This is a genomic window from Acaryochloris marina MBIC11017, assembly GCF_000018105.1.
GTDB classification, from domain to species: domain Bacteria; phylum Cyanobacteriota; class Cyanobacteriia; order Thermosynechococcales; family Thermosynechococcaceae; genus Acaryochloris; species Acaryochloris marina.
In genome coordinates, this window is sequence record NC_009931.1 from 54,568 (window position 1) to 69,577 (window position 15,010).

At 46.3% G+C, this 15,010-nt stretch carries 9 protein-coding genes and 3 pseudogenes; 4 read left to right on the forward strand and 8 right to left on the reverse strand.

The genetic code is table 11. The annotated features are described in order from the left end of the window. Positions 1-340 precede the first annotated feature (340 nt). Together AM1_RS35660 and AM1_RS35665 are read right to left on the reverse strand one after the other, a co-directional pair. Positions 341-2,470: pseudogene (locus tag AM1_RS35660) on the reverse strand (Tn3 family transposase); the annotation flags it as partial. Positions 2,471-2,669: 199 nt separating this feature from the next. Next, a complete protein-coding gene (locus tag AM1_RS35665; RefSeq protein WP_012167412.1) occupies positions 2,670-4,331 on the reverse strand; it encodes an IS5-like element ISAcma45 family transposase in 1,662 nt (553 codons plus the stop codon). Between the two features lie 153 nt (positions 4,332-4,484). On the opposite strand from AM1_RS35665, the pseudogene AM1_RS35670 reads away from it, so the two are divergent. Then, positions 4,485-5,027: pseudogene (locus tag AM1_RS35670) on the forward strand (ISAs1 family transposase); the annotation flags it as partial. Here AM1_RS35670 and AM1_RS40540 read toward each other — a convergent pair. Both AM1_RS40540 and AM1_RS39420 read right to left on the reverse strand, forming a co-directional pair. Further along, positions 5,011-5,894, reverse strand: a protein-coding gene (locus AM1_RS40540; protein WP_076611717.1) for an IS630-like element ISAcma31 family transposase whose coding sequence is annotated in 2 segments (ribosomal slippage) — positions 5,011-5,565 and positions 5,568-5,894 — 882 coding nt in all. Because the reading frame shifts where the segments join, the coding sequence is not laid out codon by codon here. The pseudogene AM1_RS35670 and the gene AM1_RS40540 sit on opposite strands and share 17 nt — an antisense overlap. 128 nt (positions 5,895-6,022) lie before the next feature. After that, positions 6,023-6,507 (reverse strand): annotated as a pseudogene (locus AM1_RS39420) (hypothetical protein); the annotation flags it as partial. Between the two features lie 647 nt (positions 6,508-7,154). On the opposite strand from AM1_RS39420, the gene AM1_RS35695 reads away from it, so the two are divergent. Next, positions 7,155-7,550, forward strand: coding sequence for a GlcG/HbpS family heme-binding protein (locus AM1_RS35695; RefSeq protein ID WP_012168136.1), 396 nt, complete (start codon positions 7,155-7,157; stop codon positions 7,548-7,550). Positions 7,551-7,815: 265 nt separating this feature from the next. Here AM1_RS35695 and AM1_RS35700 read toward each other — a convergent pair whose 3' ends face one another. From AM1_RS35700 to zigA, 3 genes are all read right to left on the reverse strand, one after another. After that, on the reverse strand, positions 7,816-9,843 hold the full coding sequence (locus AM1_RS35700) for a GspE/PulE family protein (RefSeq protein WP_012168137.1): 2,028 nt from the start codon (positions 9,841-9,843) through the stop codon (positions 7,816-7,818). A 170-nt stretch (positions 9,844-10,013) separates the two neighbouring features. Next, entirely contained in the window at positions 10,014-10,499 is a 486-nt protein-coding gene (locus AM1_RS35705) for a transcriptional repressor (protein ID WP_012168138.1), read from the reverse strand. A 248-nt stretch (positions 10,500-10,747) separates the two neighbouring features. Then, positions 10,748-11,956 (reverse strand): zinc metallochaperone GTPase ZigA, encoded by a 1,209-nt coding sequence (gene zigA, locus AM1_RS35710; RefSeq protein WP_012167023.1) that lies wholly within the window; start codon positions 11,954-11,956, stop codon positions 10,748-10,750. 521 nt (positions 11,957-12,477) lie between these two features. Between zigA and AM1_RS35715 the strand changes: the two genes are divergently transcribed. Continuing rightward, positions 12,478-12,903, forward strand: coding sequence for a Fur family transcriptional regulator (locus AM1_RS35715; protein WP_012168139.1), 426 nt, complete (start codon positions 12,478-12,480; stop codon positions 12,901-12,903). A 153-nt stretch (positions 12,904-13,056) separates the two neighbouring features. On the opposite strand, the gene AM1_RS35720 is transcribed toward AM1_RS35715, so the two are convergent. Continuing rightward, positions 13,057-13,485, reverse strand: a complete 429-nt coding sequence (locus AM1_RS35720; protein ID WP_012167019.1) for a Fur family transcriptional regulator — start codon at positions 13,483-13,485, stop codon at positions 13,057-13,059. 387 nt (positions 13,486-13,872) lie between these two features. Here AM1_RS35720 and AM1_RS35725 point away from each other — a divergent pair, with 387 nt between their 5' ends. After that, positions 13,873-14,994 carry an NAD(P)/FAD-dependent oxidoreductase gene (locus AM1_RS35725; RefSeq protein WP_041661492.1) on the forward strand — a complete coding sequence of 374 codons (1,122 nt, stop codon included), beginning with the start codon at positions 13,873-13,875 and terminating at the stop codon, positions 14,992-14,994. Positions 14,995-15,010 lie beyond the last annotated feature (16 nt).

The following is a 15,010-nucleotide window of genomic DNA, read 5'->3' on the forward strand; positions in this document are numbered from 1 at the left end:
CCAGCGTTATCAACCTAATTTCGCTGGTTAATGATTACGGTGGGTTAACCACATCTTCGCTTTCGCTACTCATAAGTTCTTGCTCGAAGGGGTTCAGAGCTAGGCTCCCTGTTACCTCCTTTTTTCCCCGCTTCAGGCGTTGATGGCTAGTCGCGAACCTGGGGGAAATGCTGTCACCGCTGCACCTGCGGGATAGGACTAGAGCGGTCTAGGATACTGACTCTCACCTATATGGCTATTAAGTTGTCAAGGTACAGTTGGGATATTTTCCCCTTCTTTACGCTTGCGGCTAATCCCCTCAAACCCTATTCAGGTCTAGTTTCTAGCCAACGAATCGCACCCAGTAGATCATCACCCCCCGGCCGCCATAACGAACATGCCATTCCGTCATCAAATTCTGGTCCCAAGATTCAAAGTGCCGAGAATCAGACGCACAGGCAGTGGTGGCTTCCCCCCAGACATGAGAAAGGCGAATCTGGAAAATCGCATTGGCCACATCCGTAATGGCACAGCTGAGGGCCATTTTGCTTAAAAATTTGCGTCGGACATAATGCAATTCAAAGTATCCTGCATCGGCTTCTGAATGAGCGATGCGCTTAATCCCTAAATTAGTGCCCAGTCCGTAAATGCACAACAGTAAGCGCTTGCGCAGGGACTGAGGTTTCAATATTTCACGACTGGCCGCACTCTTGAAATGTTGGGTGAAATCAATCCGAAAGTCCGCTTCTTTGAGCACATCCAACAAATGCGTTAGAGACCACCGGTTGTTGATCTCTTCCTTGAGCTTCTGGATGTTCATGGGTTCAGGTTGTGCCTCCAGAGGAGATACCTTAACGCGTCCCCCTCGCTTACTCAAGATCTCAACTTTAGAATTGTGAGGCATCCCCTGATTCAAAAGGGTCAAAGCATTTTCCATATCAGCCTGGATTTGAGCGATGAAGGTTTCCACCTCTAGGGGCTGTTGTAGATCCTGGTAATATTCCTCTCGCCGCTCGTCAAAGTCTTGGGGTAAATCCAGATCGGGATTGCGATAGCGATTGGCACCGGCGACCCAAATTTCCTTACACCGTAGTTTCTCTCGCAAGGCCCTGAGGACACACATCTCATAGGCGATGCGATCTACTTTGTCTGGCTGGTCCTCATCCTGACCTAACACCGTCTCTTGCCAGTCTGCACTGACGACCCCTTCAATGGGGACGTCATCTTCTGAGGCATAAGGTTTTCGGGGGGTGTCCACATAGGCTTTGAGTAAATCCACAGCCTGCAGGATGGGCTGGTATTGCTTGTTATTGCACCGAAAGTCAATCACTTCCAGTACCGCAGGAAGCATTTGCCGATAATGATGACCGTAGGAAGAACGGATCCTCGAGTGTAGAAGTTGTCGGTAAGTCTGACCGCCATCATTATAGGAATCAACAAATGTTTCCAGGGTTTGCTCACTGGCAACGGGGTAGATAACGTCTCTGACCAAGCCATCTGGTGTGGCTAGGGCTGCGGTGGCCACCTGATAAAACAGTTGGGTATGAGAGTCGGTTTTTTTGACTTTAGCGATCACCTCTGACGTCACTTTATTCTTGCTGCGTGTATCAATGCGATGAACGATCTGAATCAATAAATCCATGATGTTGTCGATGATCTCTTGGCACCGCTGCCAGCAGAAACTCGCGAGTAAGGTGAGTCGGATGGTTTTGGGGTGATGCCTCAACTCTGATAAGGTTTCTGTCTCCACTCGGAGCCGATAACACTCCAGAACTCGTGGGCTTAGATGAGAAAACAGGGTATCAGGCAAAGCCACTTGGCGGAGTCGTTGGAGTTTGATGACTTCTGAAAGCAGGCTATTGAGACCGACTGGTCCTGGGTCTTTTTTCAACGCACTTAGGGGAGGATCTGGGATCTCTTTACCTGGGGTCACCTTGGGTTCTTGGATCAATTCATCGAGCTCAGTCTGAGTTTGCTTGGACAGGTGCTGAAGAGTTGAGGAAAAAAACTTGCGTTCAAACAGGCGTTGAGCGGACCGGATTAAACGCTCAATCCTAGCAGGGGCAGGTGGTTCAATCTGAAGTGAACGCAGTTGAGCATAGACTTTTAATTTCAGATGATGATAGTCCTGCTCTTGACTGAGGAAGGTATCGACTAACCAAGTGCGAAGTTGGTTTTGGTCTGCCACAGTGGCTTGTCGAAATCCGGAAAATTGGCGAATCTGGGCTCTGTGATAATAGCTATTCCTCCCATGCCAGTCATAGCTCTGGAACAGCTCGGGCAGTAGTTCTAACTGTTCTGCGACGAAGGTCAGTGCCATACGAGGAATCTCATACTTCTGTTCAGGGAAGCGTCCTTCATATTGGAAAAATTTAAGCAGCAGGACAAATCCTAAGCGGTTTGCTCCTTGACGTCTGGCCAATAGATGCTCCTCGTCAGGTTGGATAGACCAATGCTCAAGCAGCTCTTCTGGATGCCATTTCCGTTTCATGCAATTACGCTCCTATGAAAGTGAATTCATTAGAGCGTAAGGCAAGTTTTTGTACTATAAGCGTAGATTATGAATTAAGGGTGATGGAAGTCAATGGAGTTTACAGTTCTTAATGGCTATAAGCTTTACTAGGTAAGGGATTCAGCCTTGATTGCAGCTGGTGTCAGCAACCCTGACACTGTTGGCGAATTCCAAGAAGTCACGCTGGTAATGGCTGAAGTATCCTCTTGAAAAGAGATACACGAGTTTTTGCTAGTGGAACATCATTAAACCAAGCGTCTAAGCGGACAAAATTGAGAGCAATGGCACAGAAAACATTCTGTAGATGGCTCTTCGCTAACCCGATATACCTTGATTGGCGCATGCCAAATCGCCGTATTCCCTGTGAATGGGTACTCTCAACACCAGCCCGCAGGCTATATTTTTCCTTGAACTCAGTAGTTCGTTGTACCTGACGTCGTTCATTAAGGGCTTGATGTAACTCACGGGGACGGAACGTCAACTCTCTTGGCTGGGTCTTTGATTTCGTACATTGAGATCGCACTGGACAACTTCGGCAAGTGGTCCCCTGGAACCTTGCTTGAATGACATCCTTTCCGTGAATATCCTTTCCAGGCAACCATTTCGTACTGAAGTGGCCTTGAGGACAGACAACCTTCTGTTGGTCCCAACTGATGAGGAAGAAGCTCGAATCAAATCCGTTTCCTGCCTTTGCTTGCCAACTATGATTTTGACGCACTGGACCAATAACATCCATGTCATATTCTGCTTTGCTATTCACCAAATGCTCTGCCGAGAGGTAACCCCCATCTAACAAATGCTCTTTAGGCAACAACTGTTTTTTAGCCAGAGCCAGGTGAATGGGTTCAACAACTTGATCATCTGGAACCGTTGCACTGGTGGTGTGCACATGAGTGATGAGACGTGGACTTTCAGGATCACACACTTCTGTTAAATGAACTTTATAGCCCACCCAATCCATACTTCTTTTATTGCTATAGCGGGCTTCGACATCGTAAGGAGAATGAATGGATGAATCAGAAGGGGGCATATCCTTCACTTTTCGCCATTCGACTGTGCCGTCTGCATTGGGCGGGTAGAATCGCTGGAGCCAGACTTGTCGCAGAGTTTCCACTGCAGGTAGATGCTTTAACCACGGTGGTGAACTAGGGGCATATATGGCGTCAAGCAGTGTCAAACCATCTTGACCGATAGTACTGCCCAAAGCTTTGCGTTCGCTATCGGGTTTGGGCAAGCGATAATTCTCTATTCGTCGACCATAGCGATCAAACCAGTCATCGTGCATGTGTTCGCTTAACCACTGTGGATCTGCGACAACCAAACTATTGAGAGCAGCCCGAAAGGTTTCACCAAATAACTCCAACCGATTGAGGGTTCGGATCGACGCTAGGATATGGGTCGCATCCGTTCGTTGTTGATGGTGTTCTTTAAGGAACCCTTTTGCTTGAAGGTGCTCAAGGAAGCTATCAAATAGCTGTTGTTCCTTGTCACCCGCGATCAGACGCTTGCGAAATTCACTCAAAACAGAATAATTAAATCCAGAGTCTCTCAGCGGTAGGCTCAGGGCATATTTCCAATCTATCCGGGCTCGAACGGCATCAGCCGCTTGACGGTCTGAAAGATTCTCAAGAAATTGCATGATGCAAACTAGCACAAGCTGCCAGGGGGATAGAGCTGGTTGTCCTTTCTTCGGAAACAGATCAGCAAAATCGTGATCGTGATAGATAATGCCAAGTTCATCACGTAGTTGCATATACAGATTGCCATCAGGAAAGGCAGCCCTAGCTACTTCAATGGTTTCACTGGGGATGTCCAACAAGTCTGTCGGGCGCATAGACATAACAATGAGCCTCCAGAGTGAGCGTGATTGAGTTTGAGTTTTAGCAGTACCATACCTCAATCCACAAAAGGCTTACTGCATCAAGTGTTAGAAGCTATTTTCAGCCGACTTAGATCATTGCGGAATATTTCGCCAACAGTGTCAACCCTTCAATTACCCCTCAAAGGCAATCAAGGTGATTTATATAACGATGTGGTGCAACTGTTTGACCATGCTTGTCAGACTCAATTTCAGGGGATTGAGCATGATAGCTATCAAACCGTCGAGAAAGGGCATGGGCGAATTGAGCATCGCACCTATTGGACAATGGGGCAAACCGATTACTTACTGGGGGCTGAGCGTTGGGCTCAATTGAAGTCGATTGGGTGCGTTGAATCGTGTCGTCGTCAGCCAGGACACCCAGGCACACTTCAGCGGCGCTATTACCTTTTGAGCATTGAGAGTGATGCACAACGGTTTGCCGATGCTGTGCGCTCTCATTGGGGGATTGAAAACCAGTTGCACTGGATTTTGGATGTGGGATTTCGTGAAGATAAACTGCGTGCCTGTCAGGGATGCAGTGCTCAAAACCTATCCGTCATTCGTCATCTTGCAGCTAATTTGCTGCAGCAAGAGTCAACGGCTAAATGTGGGATTAAGGCAAAACGGCTCAAGGCAGGTTGGGATGATAACTATAGCACTACGGATATATGTTAGTACGCTCTTTGAAAGCAGCATCCACACAATCACGAAAGGTATCAAATTCATCCCACCGCTGCTTCATCCAGTTTTTGAGCACAAACCACCATCGCTCGATTTTATTGAGATCTGGAGAATAGCTCGGTAGATACCAAATCTCACAGCCTGCTTCAGCTACGATTTCTTCGATCCTCTGGCCATGATGAAAACTGGCATTATCAATCACAATCACATCGCCAAGTTGTAACTGGGATATAAGACTCTGCTGTAACCACGCTTCGAATAACAACCGATTGCAAGACCCTTCAAAGGTCATGGGAGAAAATAACTGGCCTTCTTTGAGCGCAGCAATAAAACTGACTCGCTCTGTCCGCTTGCCTGATTTGAGGTCATAAAATCGTTGACCCACAGGGCAGTATCCATAAGGATAGTCCGCTCGATTATCGATACCCGCTTCGTCTACATAGACGATCTGATGAGGGTGTTTGGTCTGTAATCGTTCTATAAATGCTTGACGTTGTGTTTCATCTCGTTCTCGATAGCCATAGGTCTTTTTTTTCGACTCAATCCCAGTTTTCTCAAGGCATCACTGATATTTTGCTGGGTGACATTATCCCCCCATAGCTTAGCCATTTGGGCCTGGGTTTTACCCCCATGCTCTTGAGCAAATTCACGAAAGCGCTCCCAATCTGTGATCTTGTGGCGAGCCCCTTGTTGGTAGTTGGTAATCGCCTGACAGTCACCTGTAGCTTCTTCGCGGACTATCCATAGATGCAAGGTATTACGGCTGATGTTCAACATTCGACAGATATCGACTTTCCGTTCACCATTCTTGAAGGCATCAACGGCTTTACGACGAAGGTCATAACTATAGGGTGCTGGCATACTAATGTAGGGATATCTTCTATATCAATAGTACTAACATAGTTTCGTAGGGCTATACCTGGTCAAGATCCTCAGCGTTGCTGCCAAGGGAATACCTTCTTCATGAAGAACTATGTGCGGTTGCCCTGGGGGCCACCCCCTTTCAATTGCATTTCCCAGCGTTGGCCATTGATGATTCCTTCAAACACAGATATCGCCCGACCATCGCCATAGCCGTTACCCGTACCGAAGGGACATTGTTGGTTATATTCGGTGCCAAGAATCGACAGTGCATAACCCGTCGTCCAGCCAATCTGACGCATAGGCTCATGGGCAGCAGTGATATCACCCGAAAATACATGGCGAAATTTTTCATTCAGCGCCAGCTCATCGCTTAACCCAAGTTCCTTAAAAAAGTGCTGCTATGAGCTACGTATTCTGGTTCTGCAAGCGGCGTGGGTGTTACAGGTACGAAATGTCCAGAAAAAACCTGGCGAGCACGGTGATCATCGCCATCGACCGTGGCATCAGGATCAGCATCTAAGGTGTCCATCAGAGAATAATCCGCCAATTGCACAAACTCATCGAAGGTCGTTACGCAGGGCTCAGCAGACGGTTTAGCTGGATATGACATTGTTGCTAGCGTCGGTATGGTCGGGATAGGTTCTATGTTTAATTTTAGACCTTGCAGAGGTATTGCAACGATTAACCACATGAAGAACCATAGAGCTGCAAGGCAATGGCAGTATATATTCTGGCTTGCAGTACTCCCAAACCCTGAATATTGCGAGGAAAATTATAAAAAAGGGGTCTTATTAAGGGAAGATCATCCTTTTTGAATGTTTAATAAAATTGGGCCATATCGCCCTAAAGGATGCCCTTGTAAAGGTTCAGATAGTCTGGAACCTTCTTGTGAAGTTCATCTATTAAAGAAGGGACTGAAAGTCCCAATCTATAGCTGCGTCGTCAACTTATCGATCTGATGTGATATGAAAACCTCTAGCTGTTAGTGCTATAAATCTCTATTTTTAGAAGTGTGTAGCAGCTAAAGCCTTGCACTAAAGTGCATAGTTTTGGACTAGCGTGTTTAGGATAATAAAAAAATATCGAACCCCGCCTCCTCTAATGCCTGTTCCCTGTTAGAACTGAATCTATAAAATTGACTATACAACCGACCACAAGAATCAAATTCTAAGATCTGAAAATTAACCACTTGCCTTCTAATAAACAGCTGAGTACTATATCTTAGTCAATCTATCTTCACTCAGGATACGAAGAACAGTGGTTACACTCAAAGACGCACGCCGGATCATTGAAGCTGCTGAGAAAAAGGCAGAGGAAATCGGCCAACCGATGAATATTGCAGTCGCAGATAGTGGTGGCAATTTAGTTTCTCATGTAAGGATGGATGGAGCCTGGATTGGTAGTATTGATATCTCAATCAAAAAGGCATATACATCGCGGGCTTTCGATATCTCCACCAAAGACTTAGCTGAATATAGCCAATCTGAGGGACAATTCTTTGGAATACATGCTTCCAATGGGGGAAAAATCATGATCTTTGCTGGAGGAATACCTCTGGTTCAAGATGGTCGAGTGGTTGGCGCTATAGGTGTCAGTGGTGGCTCAGGAGAGCAAGATCATGCTGTTGCAGAGGCTGGTGCAGAAGCCTTTTAAATGAACTAGCCCACCCTATAGAAGCATGGGACTGACGCCGATTTCTTCAATTTCTCAAGAACCAGCTAGCACAGAGATAATGTCTCTAACCGTTATGAAAAGGAGACGCTTGAGGCAGTCCCTCCAACATGGGAAAGACGCTACAATTCGCCCTGTACTGTGGGCAACTCCGCCCATACCTGGTGGAAAGCGTTCCGTTAGAAATAGCAAATGGGTCAAACTCACAGTTCATAACTTGATATAGGAGGCTGCAACTCGGGTTGGCTTAATGCTGATTCACAGGATGCTGCTCAGTAAATCGGGGGGTGAGGCAGTAGGGACAATCCAACCACTCTGGTAACAGCGCGGCTTTACAGACGTGGCAGTTGAGGGCTGTCTTGCGTTTGGCCTTCAATTCCGTTTTCAAGCCGCTATCCGAGAAAGTGACCCGTTCAACTTCCTCTAGAGAGGTTTCACCATTCTCAACCAGCTTTAAGCTATAGGCCAATAGGGTTTGCATTCCTTCTTCGACGGCCACTTCTTTAATGTGCTCGGTGGGGGCTCCTTCCGTGATGAGTGCCTTGAGTTTTTCGCTCACCTGCATCACCTCATAGACCCCGCACCGCCCCAAGTAACCAATGCCTGAACAGGTGGGACAGGCATCTTCAGTGTTAGCCGTCGCCAGAATATCGTCAGAGGTAGACGTGTTGGCTTTATAGAAAGTAATGTCAGTCTTCCCAGACGTCACTAATCCAAACTGCGCCAGTCTCTCCTGGGACGGTCGATAGGGAATACGGCAATCGGGACAGAGGCGTCGCACCAGTCGCTGAGCGACGACTCCTAGCAAGGAGGCGGAGACCATAAAGGGTTCTACGTCCATCTCGGCCAAGCGGACAATGGCACTAGCCGCATCATTCGTGTGCAAAGTGGTTAACACCAAGTGCCCCGTGAGCGCGGCTTCAATAGCAGTTTTGGCGGTTTCCTTGTCCCGTGTCTCACCCACGAGTAGGACATCAGGGTCTTGTCGGAGAAAGGCTCGCAGGATCGAGGCAAAGTCCATGCCTTTTTCTCGCAGCACCTGCACCTGGGTAATCCCTGGCAGTGTATATTCAATCGGATCTTCAACGGTACTGATATTAACTTCGGGGGTATTGCGTTCCGTCAAAGCCGAATACAAAGTGGTCGTTTTACCAGAACCCGTGGGACCCGTGACTAAAATTAGACCGAACGGACGATCGACCATGGACCTCACCAACTCCAGGCTCATTGGGTCATCAATCAAATTGTCGAGACCCAGCTGCATGGAAGAGTTGTCTAAGATCCGCAACACCACTTTCTCGCCATAGCGACTCGGCAAGGTGCTGACACGAAAGTCAACTTTACGTCCTTGAAACAGTCGAAGAATACGTCCATCCTGGGGCAGACGCCGTTCCGCAATATCTAAATTGGCAATGATTTTAAATCGAGAGACCAGGGCAGGCGTAATTCGCCGTGGAAGAGGTTGGAAGGCGTTATGGAGGAGGCCGTCTTTCCGAAAGCGAACTCGCAGGTTTTCTTCTTGCGGTTCAATATGAATATCCGAAATCTGATTCTGTAAGGCCTTCGCTAAAATCTTATTAACCAAAGAAATGATGGGTGCTGCATTTTCGTCTAGCAGTGCTTCATCTAAGTTGATGTCGGCATCATTGGTGGCCAGATCTTCAATGCCGCCTAAGCGATCGAGATCATCTTCCAGCCCATACTCAACGGGCAAATTCTCTTGGATCGTGGCTTGGCGTTTGGCTTGAGCGTCCAAAAACTTGGCGATCAACATTTGGTAAGTATCCAAATCCAGGACGACCCGTTGGAAGGTCATGCCATTGGAGCGCAATAAGTAGCCAATATCATCAATGGCGCTGAGGTGATCGGGATTGACCATACCGATCCGAACAACTGGCGGATCCTCTTCTTCATTGAGTGAAAGTGGTAACAACTGATAGCGACGGCAGTAGTCGAGGGGAATAACGGTGCGAATCAGCCGATCAATTTCATCGAAGTCAACTTGAGTAAGCTCAGGATCCAGACACTCTAGGCCATAGAGGATTTTTAACTCAAAGAGTTGCTGGCGCTTGATCTGCCGTAACAAGCGGGGAGGAAGTGGCTTCCCCGTCATTTTCTGGAGAATCACCAGCAGAGATCGACCTTTGCGCCGACTCTCATAAATCGCTTCGCGCAAGCGTGCTTGGTCTACATAACCACTTTTTATTAATTTTTCATTTGAAGGAGAAAAGTTATTTCTAACGAGTAAATCTCGCTTGGATGAGTCATTCCCCATGAGATAAAAACGCTATAAATTTAACTGAATTTGAAGCTAAAAAACCGTGTATTCACGAGTACATTAGGTTGTCGAAAACCCAAGGCCAATGCAGACTTACTCAGTCGCCACCTACCAATACCACAAATATCCTTTCGGCAGCAATTGTTGACATGTTGCTCCCATGACAATCAATACCTTCCCACACTGTAAGCTCTCAATTCTGTTGACATACAATCTTGGCATATACAGTTTATTTCTAGTTGTGGGCTCGCAAGATGAAAGCCTGCATCGCTAGTGTTTTTCTTTAGCAAATCCATAATTGGTGCGCTTATCGCGACTTCCTTAACTTTTTGGCATTGACCACAGATTAAAAATTGCGTCTGAGCATGTTCTTGTTCGCACTTTATGTGTTCGCAAGCGACATACTTATTGATCAGATCAAGGCGATGCACCAAGTTCTCTGCCATTAAAAACTCTAAAATTCGATACATAGACATGGCAGGCATGGTGTCACCCAATTCAGTTTTATAAGCCTCCACTAACTCATAAGCAGAGAGTGCTTTGCTCGATTTAAGTAACAGTGATAGCGCTAGTTTTCTTTTTTTAGTTAAACGCGAGCCGTTTTCTTTACAGCGTCGCTCTGCGTGATCGATCACCCGTTGAATAGCATCCATTCTTTATCTCAATGAAATTGCATTTTTAGTAGAGGCCAACGTTACTGTGCTCTGCTTGATTTCTGTTGCCCGCATCACATCACTTTTTTACTCCGGGGAACTTCAATAAATAGGGCCATTACACAAGTCAATCTTTAAGGCCTTTACAGCTAAAACACTAGCTCGCAGATATTTCGCTGTGGGCACTTTCATCATGTTCTTCTGAGTTCATTACATCTGTTAAAAGTGAGTAATTCATATTAGTGAACTCATGCGCTGTGACCCCACTCAGGAAATGGGTCGTTTAATGATTTCCAATAAGTGTGGCCCCGCACAATTTCTTCCTCGCTTAATAGACATTCATCAAGCGCTTGTGTGATGCGTTCTTTATCCAAACCCTGGCCGATAAAAACTAGCTCCTGACGCATATCACCAAAAGGCTCTACCCATTGCTTTTTAATTGCGGCGAGATATTCTTCGTCTTGCGGCCAGTTTTCCTTGGGTACGGCTTTCCAGAACATCCCTGCGACACCGTGGCGAGCTATGCCTCCAGCCTGACTCCAGTGACCCGCAAACTGAGGGCGCGAAGCTAGCCAGAAGTACCCTTTAGAACGGATTAACTTACCGTATTTGTCTCTACTGGACAGAAACTGGTAAAACTTTTCTGGATGGAAAGGTCGTCGCGCAACGTAGCTAAAACTGCCTATGCCGTATTCTTCGGTTTCAGGGACATGCTCACCTCGCATCTCCTTGAGCCAACCAGCCGCTTGTTGTGCGCGCTCGAAATCGAATAATCCGGTGCTAAGCACATGATCAATATTAACTTGGCCTTGAGCAATCGGTACTATTTTCGCGTGCGTATTCAGCGTTTTAAGAATGGCTGTTAAGCGTTCGATATCAGAAGGGAGCACCAAGTCGGTTTTGCTTATGAGAATGACGTCGGCGAACTCCACTTGATCGACCAGCAAATCGGCGACACTGCGTTCATCTTCTTCACCCAAAGATTCACCCGTATCCTTTAAGGATCGCGCCTTTTCATAGTCCTCCAGAAAATTGACTGCATCGACCACGGTCACCATTGTGTCTAGATCGGCAACATCAGAAAGCGAAGCGCCATCTTCATCCGTAAAGGTAAAAGTTTCAGCTACAGGTAAAGGTTCAGAAATACCAGTGGATTCAATTACTAAATAATCAAAGCGACCCTCCCGTGCAAGCTTGTTAACTTCCTCAAGCAAATCTTCCCGTAAGGTGCAACAAATGCAGCCATTACTCATTTCAACAAGCTTTTCCTCGCTGCGGTTGAGAGAAACTTCACTTTGTACAATCGCCGAATCAATGTTGATTTCACTCATATCATTGACAATTACGGCGACCTTCTTGCCTTCCCGGTTGTTCAGAATGTGGCTCAGCACGGTGGTTTTACCGGCCCCAAGGAAACCTGAGAGTACGGTGACGGGGAGTTTGTTTGTATGTCTCATTGATTTCTATTACATTTCAATATGGTTCGTCTTTGGTTTGGCCAACTGATTGAATATTGAAAACAAATGATATGATACATCGTATCATTTTATTCTTTTGAATTTCGTGGAGCAGCCTAAAAGTCACTGTCTGTAACCATTCGTTGGCCCAGTAATCAGTAGATGGAGCATGATAGCCCTCTCGTTTAGGCTTAAAGATCGCGAATCTGCATCCAAGTACCACGTGATCGTTGAAAGCTATATCTAGTAAGCATCCTTGGAAAATTTCCAAAAACTTTCCTGAGAACGGCAATTTATTGGAAAGTTTTTATTTTTTGATCCAAGCCGTGTTGTTCTATCACAGGCATTTCTCAGAATAAATCTTGTCTAGAAGTTATTAGGCAACATTTATTACTTTGATTTTTGATTAATATTTAGATGTGGGTACTTACAGTTATGAATACTAGGTTTCACATAGATGTTTTTTGACCCCAGATGTTCCTTCTTAGAGATGGCTAGCACTTTTCTGTAGGTACTTATAGATGCAACAACAAGCAGATAAAATTATCCAAACTTTAAAAGCGAAAGGCCTGCGAGTCACACCCCAGCGTTTTGCAGTCTATGCAGACTTACTAGCTCGCTCAGACCACCCAACTGCGGAGCAAATTACGAATCATCTGAATCAAGATGGACCTACCTCTTCTCAGGCAACGGTCTACTCCTCACTCCAGGCCTTACGCGAAGTGGGGCTTGTTCGAGAGGTTCTCTTAGAAGAAGGTGTTTGTCGTTATGATGCCAATATCGAACCTCACCATCACTTCCGATGTCAGTCTTGTGGAGCGATTGAGGATATTGCCTGGGATCAGCTTCAGGATTTAGATTTTAAGGCGCTTCGCCCTGGGTTACAGGTCACTCATTATGAGATCACGGTACATGGTGGATATTGCAATCGCTGCCACCCCGAATAAAAGCAAAAAGCGTTTAGATACCCCGTTAATCTTATATCCTGCAATCGCAGAGTGATGACCCATTACCAATGATTTGCCCAGGACTTTTCGCAATTTTTCCCAGACTTAATTCACCATTGACAAGCCCTTGATTCAGATGGGTAGTAAGGACCGCTAACATTGAGGACAGATGGCATGAATTGATAATTGACAATCTAACAGATGAAATCCTAATTTTTTGGCTGTCTTGGAACCGATTTTCAGAACAGCATCACTTTTAAACTCAATGGTTTCATTGCATTTAACACAAATTAGATGGTGATGATGGTGGGGATAGGGCTGATTCAGTTCATAGTGTTTATGACCTTCAGCTAATTCTAACTCTCGCAAAATCCCCATGCGAGCCATTAATTTCACCGTTCGATAAATGGTCGATAAACTAATGGGCTTACCCTGTTCTTGCAGGAGAGTATCTAAATCTTCGGCACTCAAATGTTTGCCTTTTTCGAGGTCTATAAACACATTAAGAATGGTTTCCCGCTGAGGGGTGAGGCGCCAACCTCGATCGTTCAGTTCTGCTTTGAGCGAGTTAGCGTCGTACATAGTCTTTTCTCAAGAACATAAGCTTATTGAAAGTCTAACTATACATGGATGCTTTAGCAACAAGAAGATTTTATTGAGAAAAGAATAGCGGATTTTTTGCTCTCTGTAATTGCTGATCGCCTGCATTAACAGGGTGTTTGAGCGATCAACCTTATCCTTGCTCAGCGATATGAAGCGCTAGTCCAGCCCCATTTAGAGTCCCAATCTGACTGATGGTGACAGATTTTACTATGCTAAATCTCGGCTCTATGGACTTTCCCTAGAATTTAGTCCACCAGCTTATGCTTATCCGTTCTGTACCAGATGGGATGGGGGCGTTGGCTGATTCTAAAAAATTATGATAATGATAATCATTATATTAAACTCTTGCTGGCAGCAAGTCTATCCATGAAAGAGACAAATTCTTCCTATGACGTGGTGATAGTCGGTGCAGGGCCAGCCGGGGTCGGTTGTGCGGTTGCACTTCAAGAGCTGGGACTAGAAAACTTTATCTTGTTGGAACGACAGCAGGTAGGAGCCTCCTTTAGCCGCTGGCCAACGGAGATGAACTTGATAACCCCCTCGTTTCCGAGTCATGGTTTTGGCCTACTTGATCTCAATGCCATTACCCTGAAAACATCGCCAGCGATTGCCTTTCGCCGAGAACATCTTAATGGCCAGCAGTATGCGCTCTATTTGCAAACGGTGGTCAACCACTTCCAGTTACCTGTGAAGACAGGAACGGACGTTTTGGCAATTAAGCCCCTTTCTCAGTGTCGCGGCTTTATCCTCAAGACTTCTGGCGGAGACGTCAAAACCCAGTTTGTGATCTGGGCTGCTGGGGAATTCCAATACCCAAGGTTAAATCCATTTGTGGGAGCAGACCATTGCATTCACAATTCTCAGATTCGCTCTTGGAAAAATTTGCCAGGGGATGAATTTACGATCATCGGTGGCTATGAAAGTGGTATGGATGCCGCGACCCACTTAGTCGAATTAGGGAAGAAGGTCAGGGTTTTAGATCGGACTGGGGCTTGGGACAACCCGGATACTGATCCGAGTATTGCGTTGTCACCCTATACAGTGCAGCGTGTAAAGCTAGCCACTCAAACGGGTCGCCTCAAACTGATCGGCAATGTCTCCATTGAGGAAGTCAAAAAAGTGTCAGAGGGCTATGCCGTTTTCAGCAAATACGAGAAATGGCTGACAGTTCATCCCCCGATTCTGTGTACTGGTTTTGAGACCAGCTTGCAGCAGATTGCGTCGCTGTTCGATTGGACGGAGGGTTATGCCATGTTGAATGATCAAGATGAGTCTACTCTGACGCCAGGTCTCTTTGTGGCTGGCCCCTCAGTCCGTCATCACAACGTTATTTTTTGCTTTATCTATAAATTTCGCCAGCGGTTTGCGGTAGTGGCTGATGCGATCGCACGCCGTTTAGACCTTGACCCTGCACCATTAGAAATCTACCGCCGGCAAGGCATGTTTCTAGATGACCTGTCTTGTTGCGACAACGACTGTATCTGCTAACCCCTGTATCTGCTGA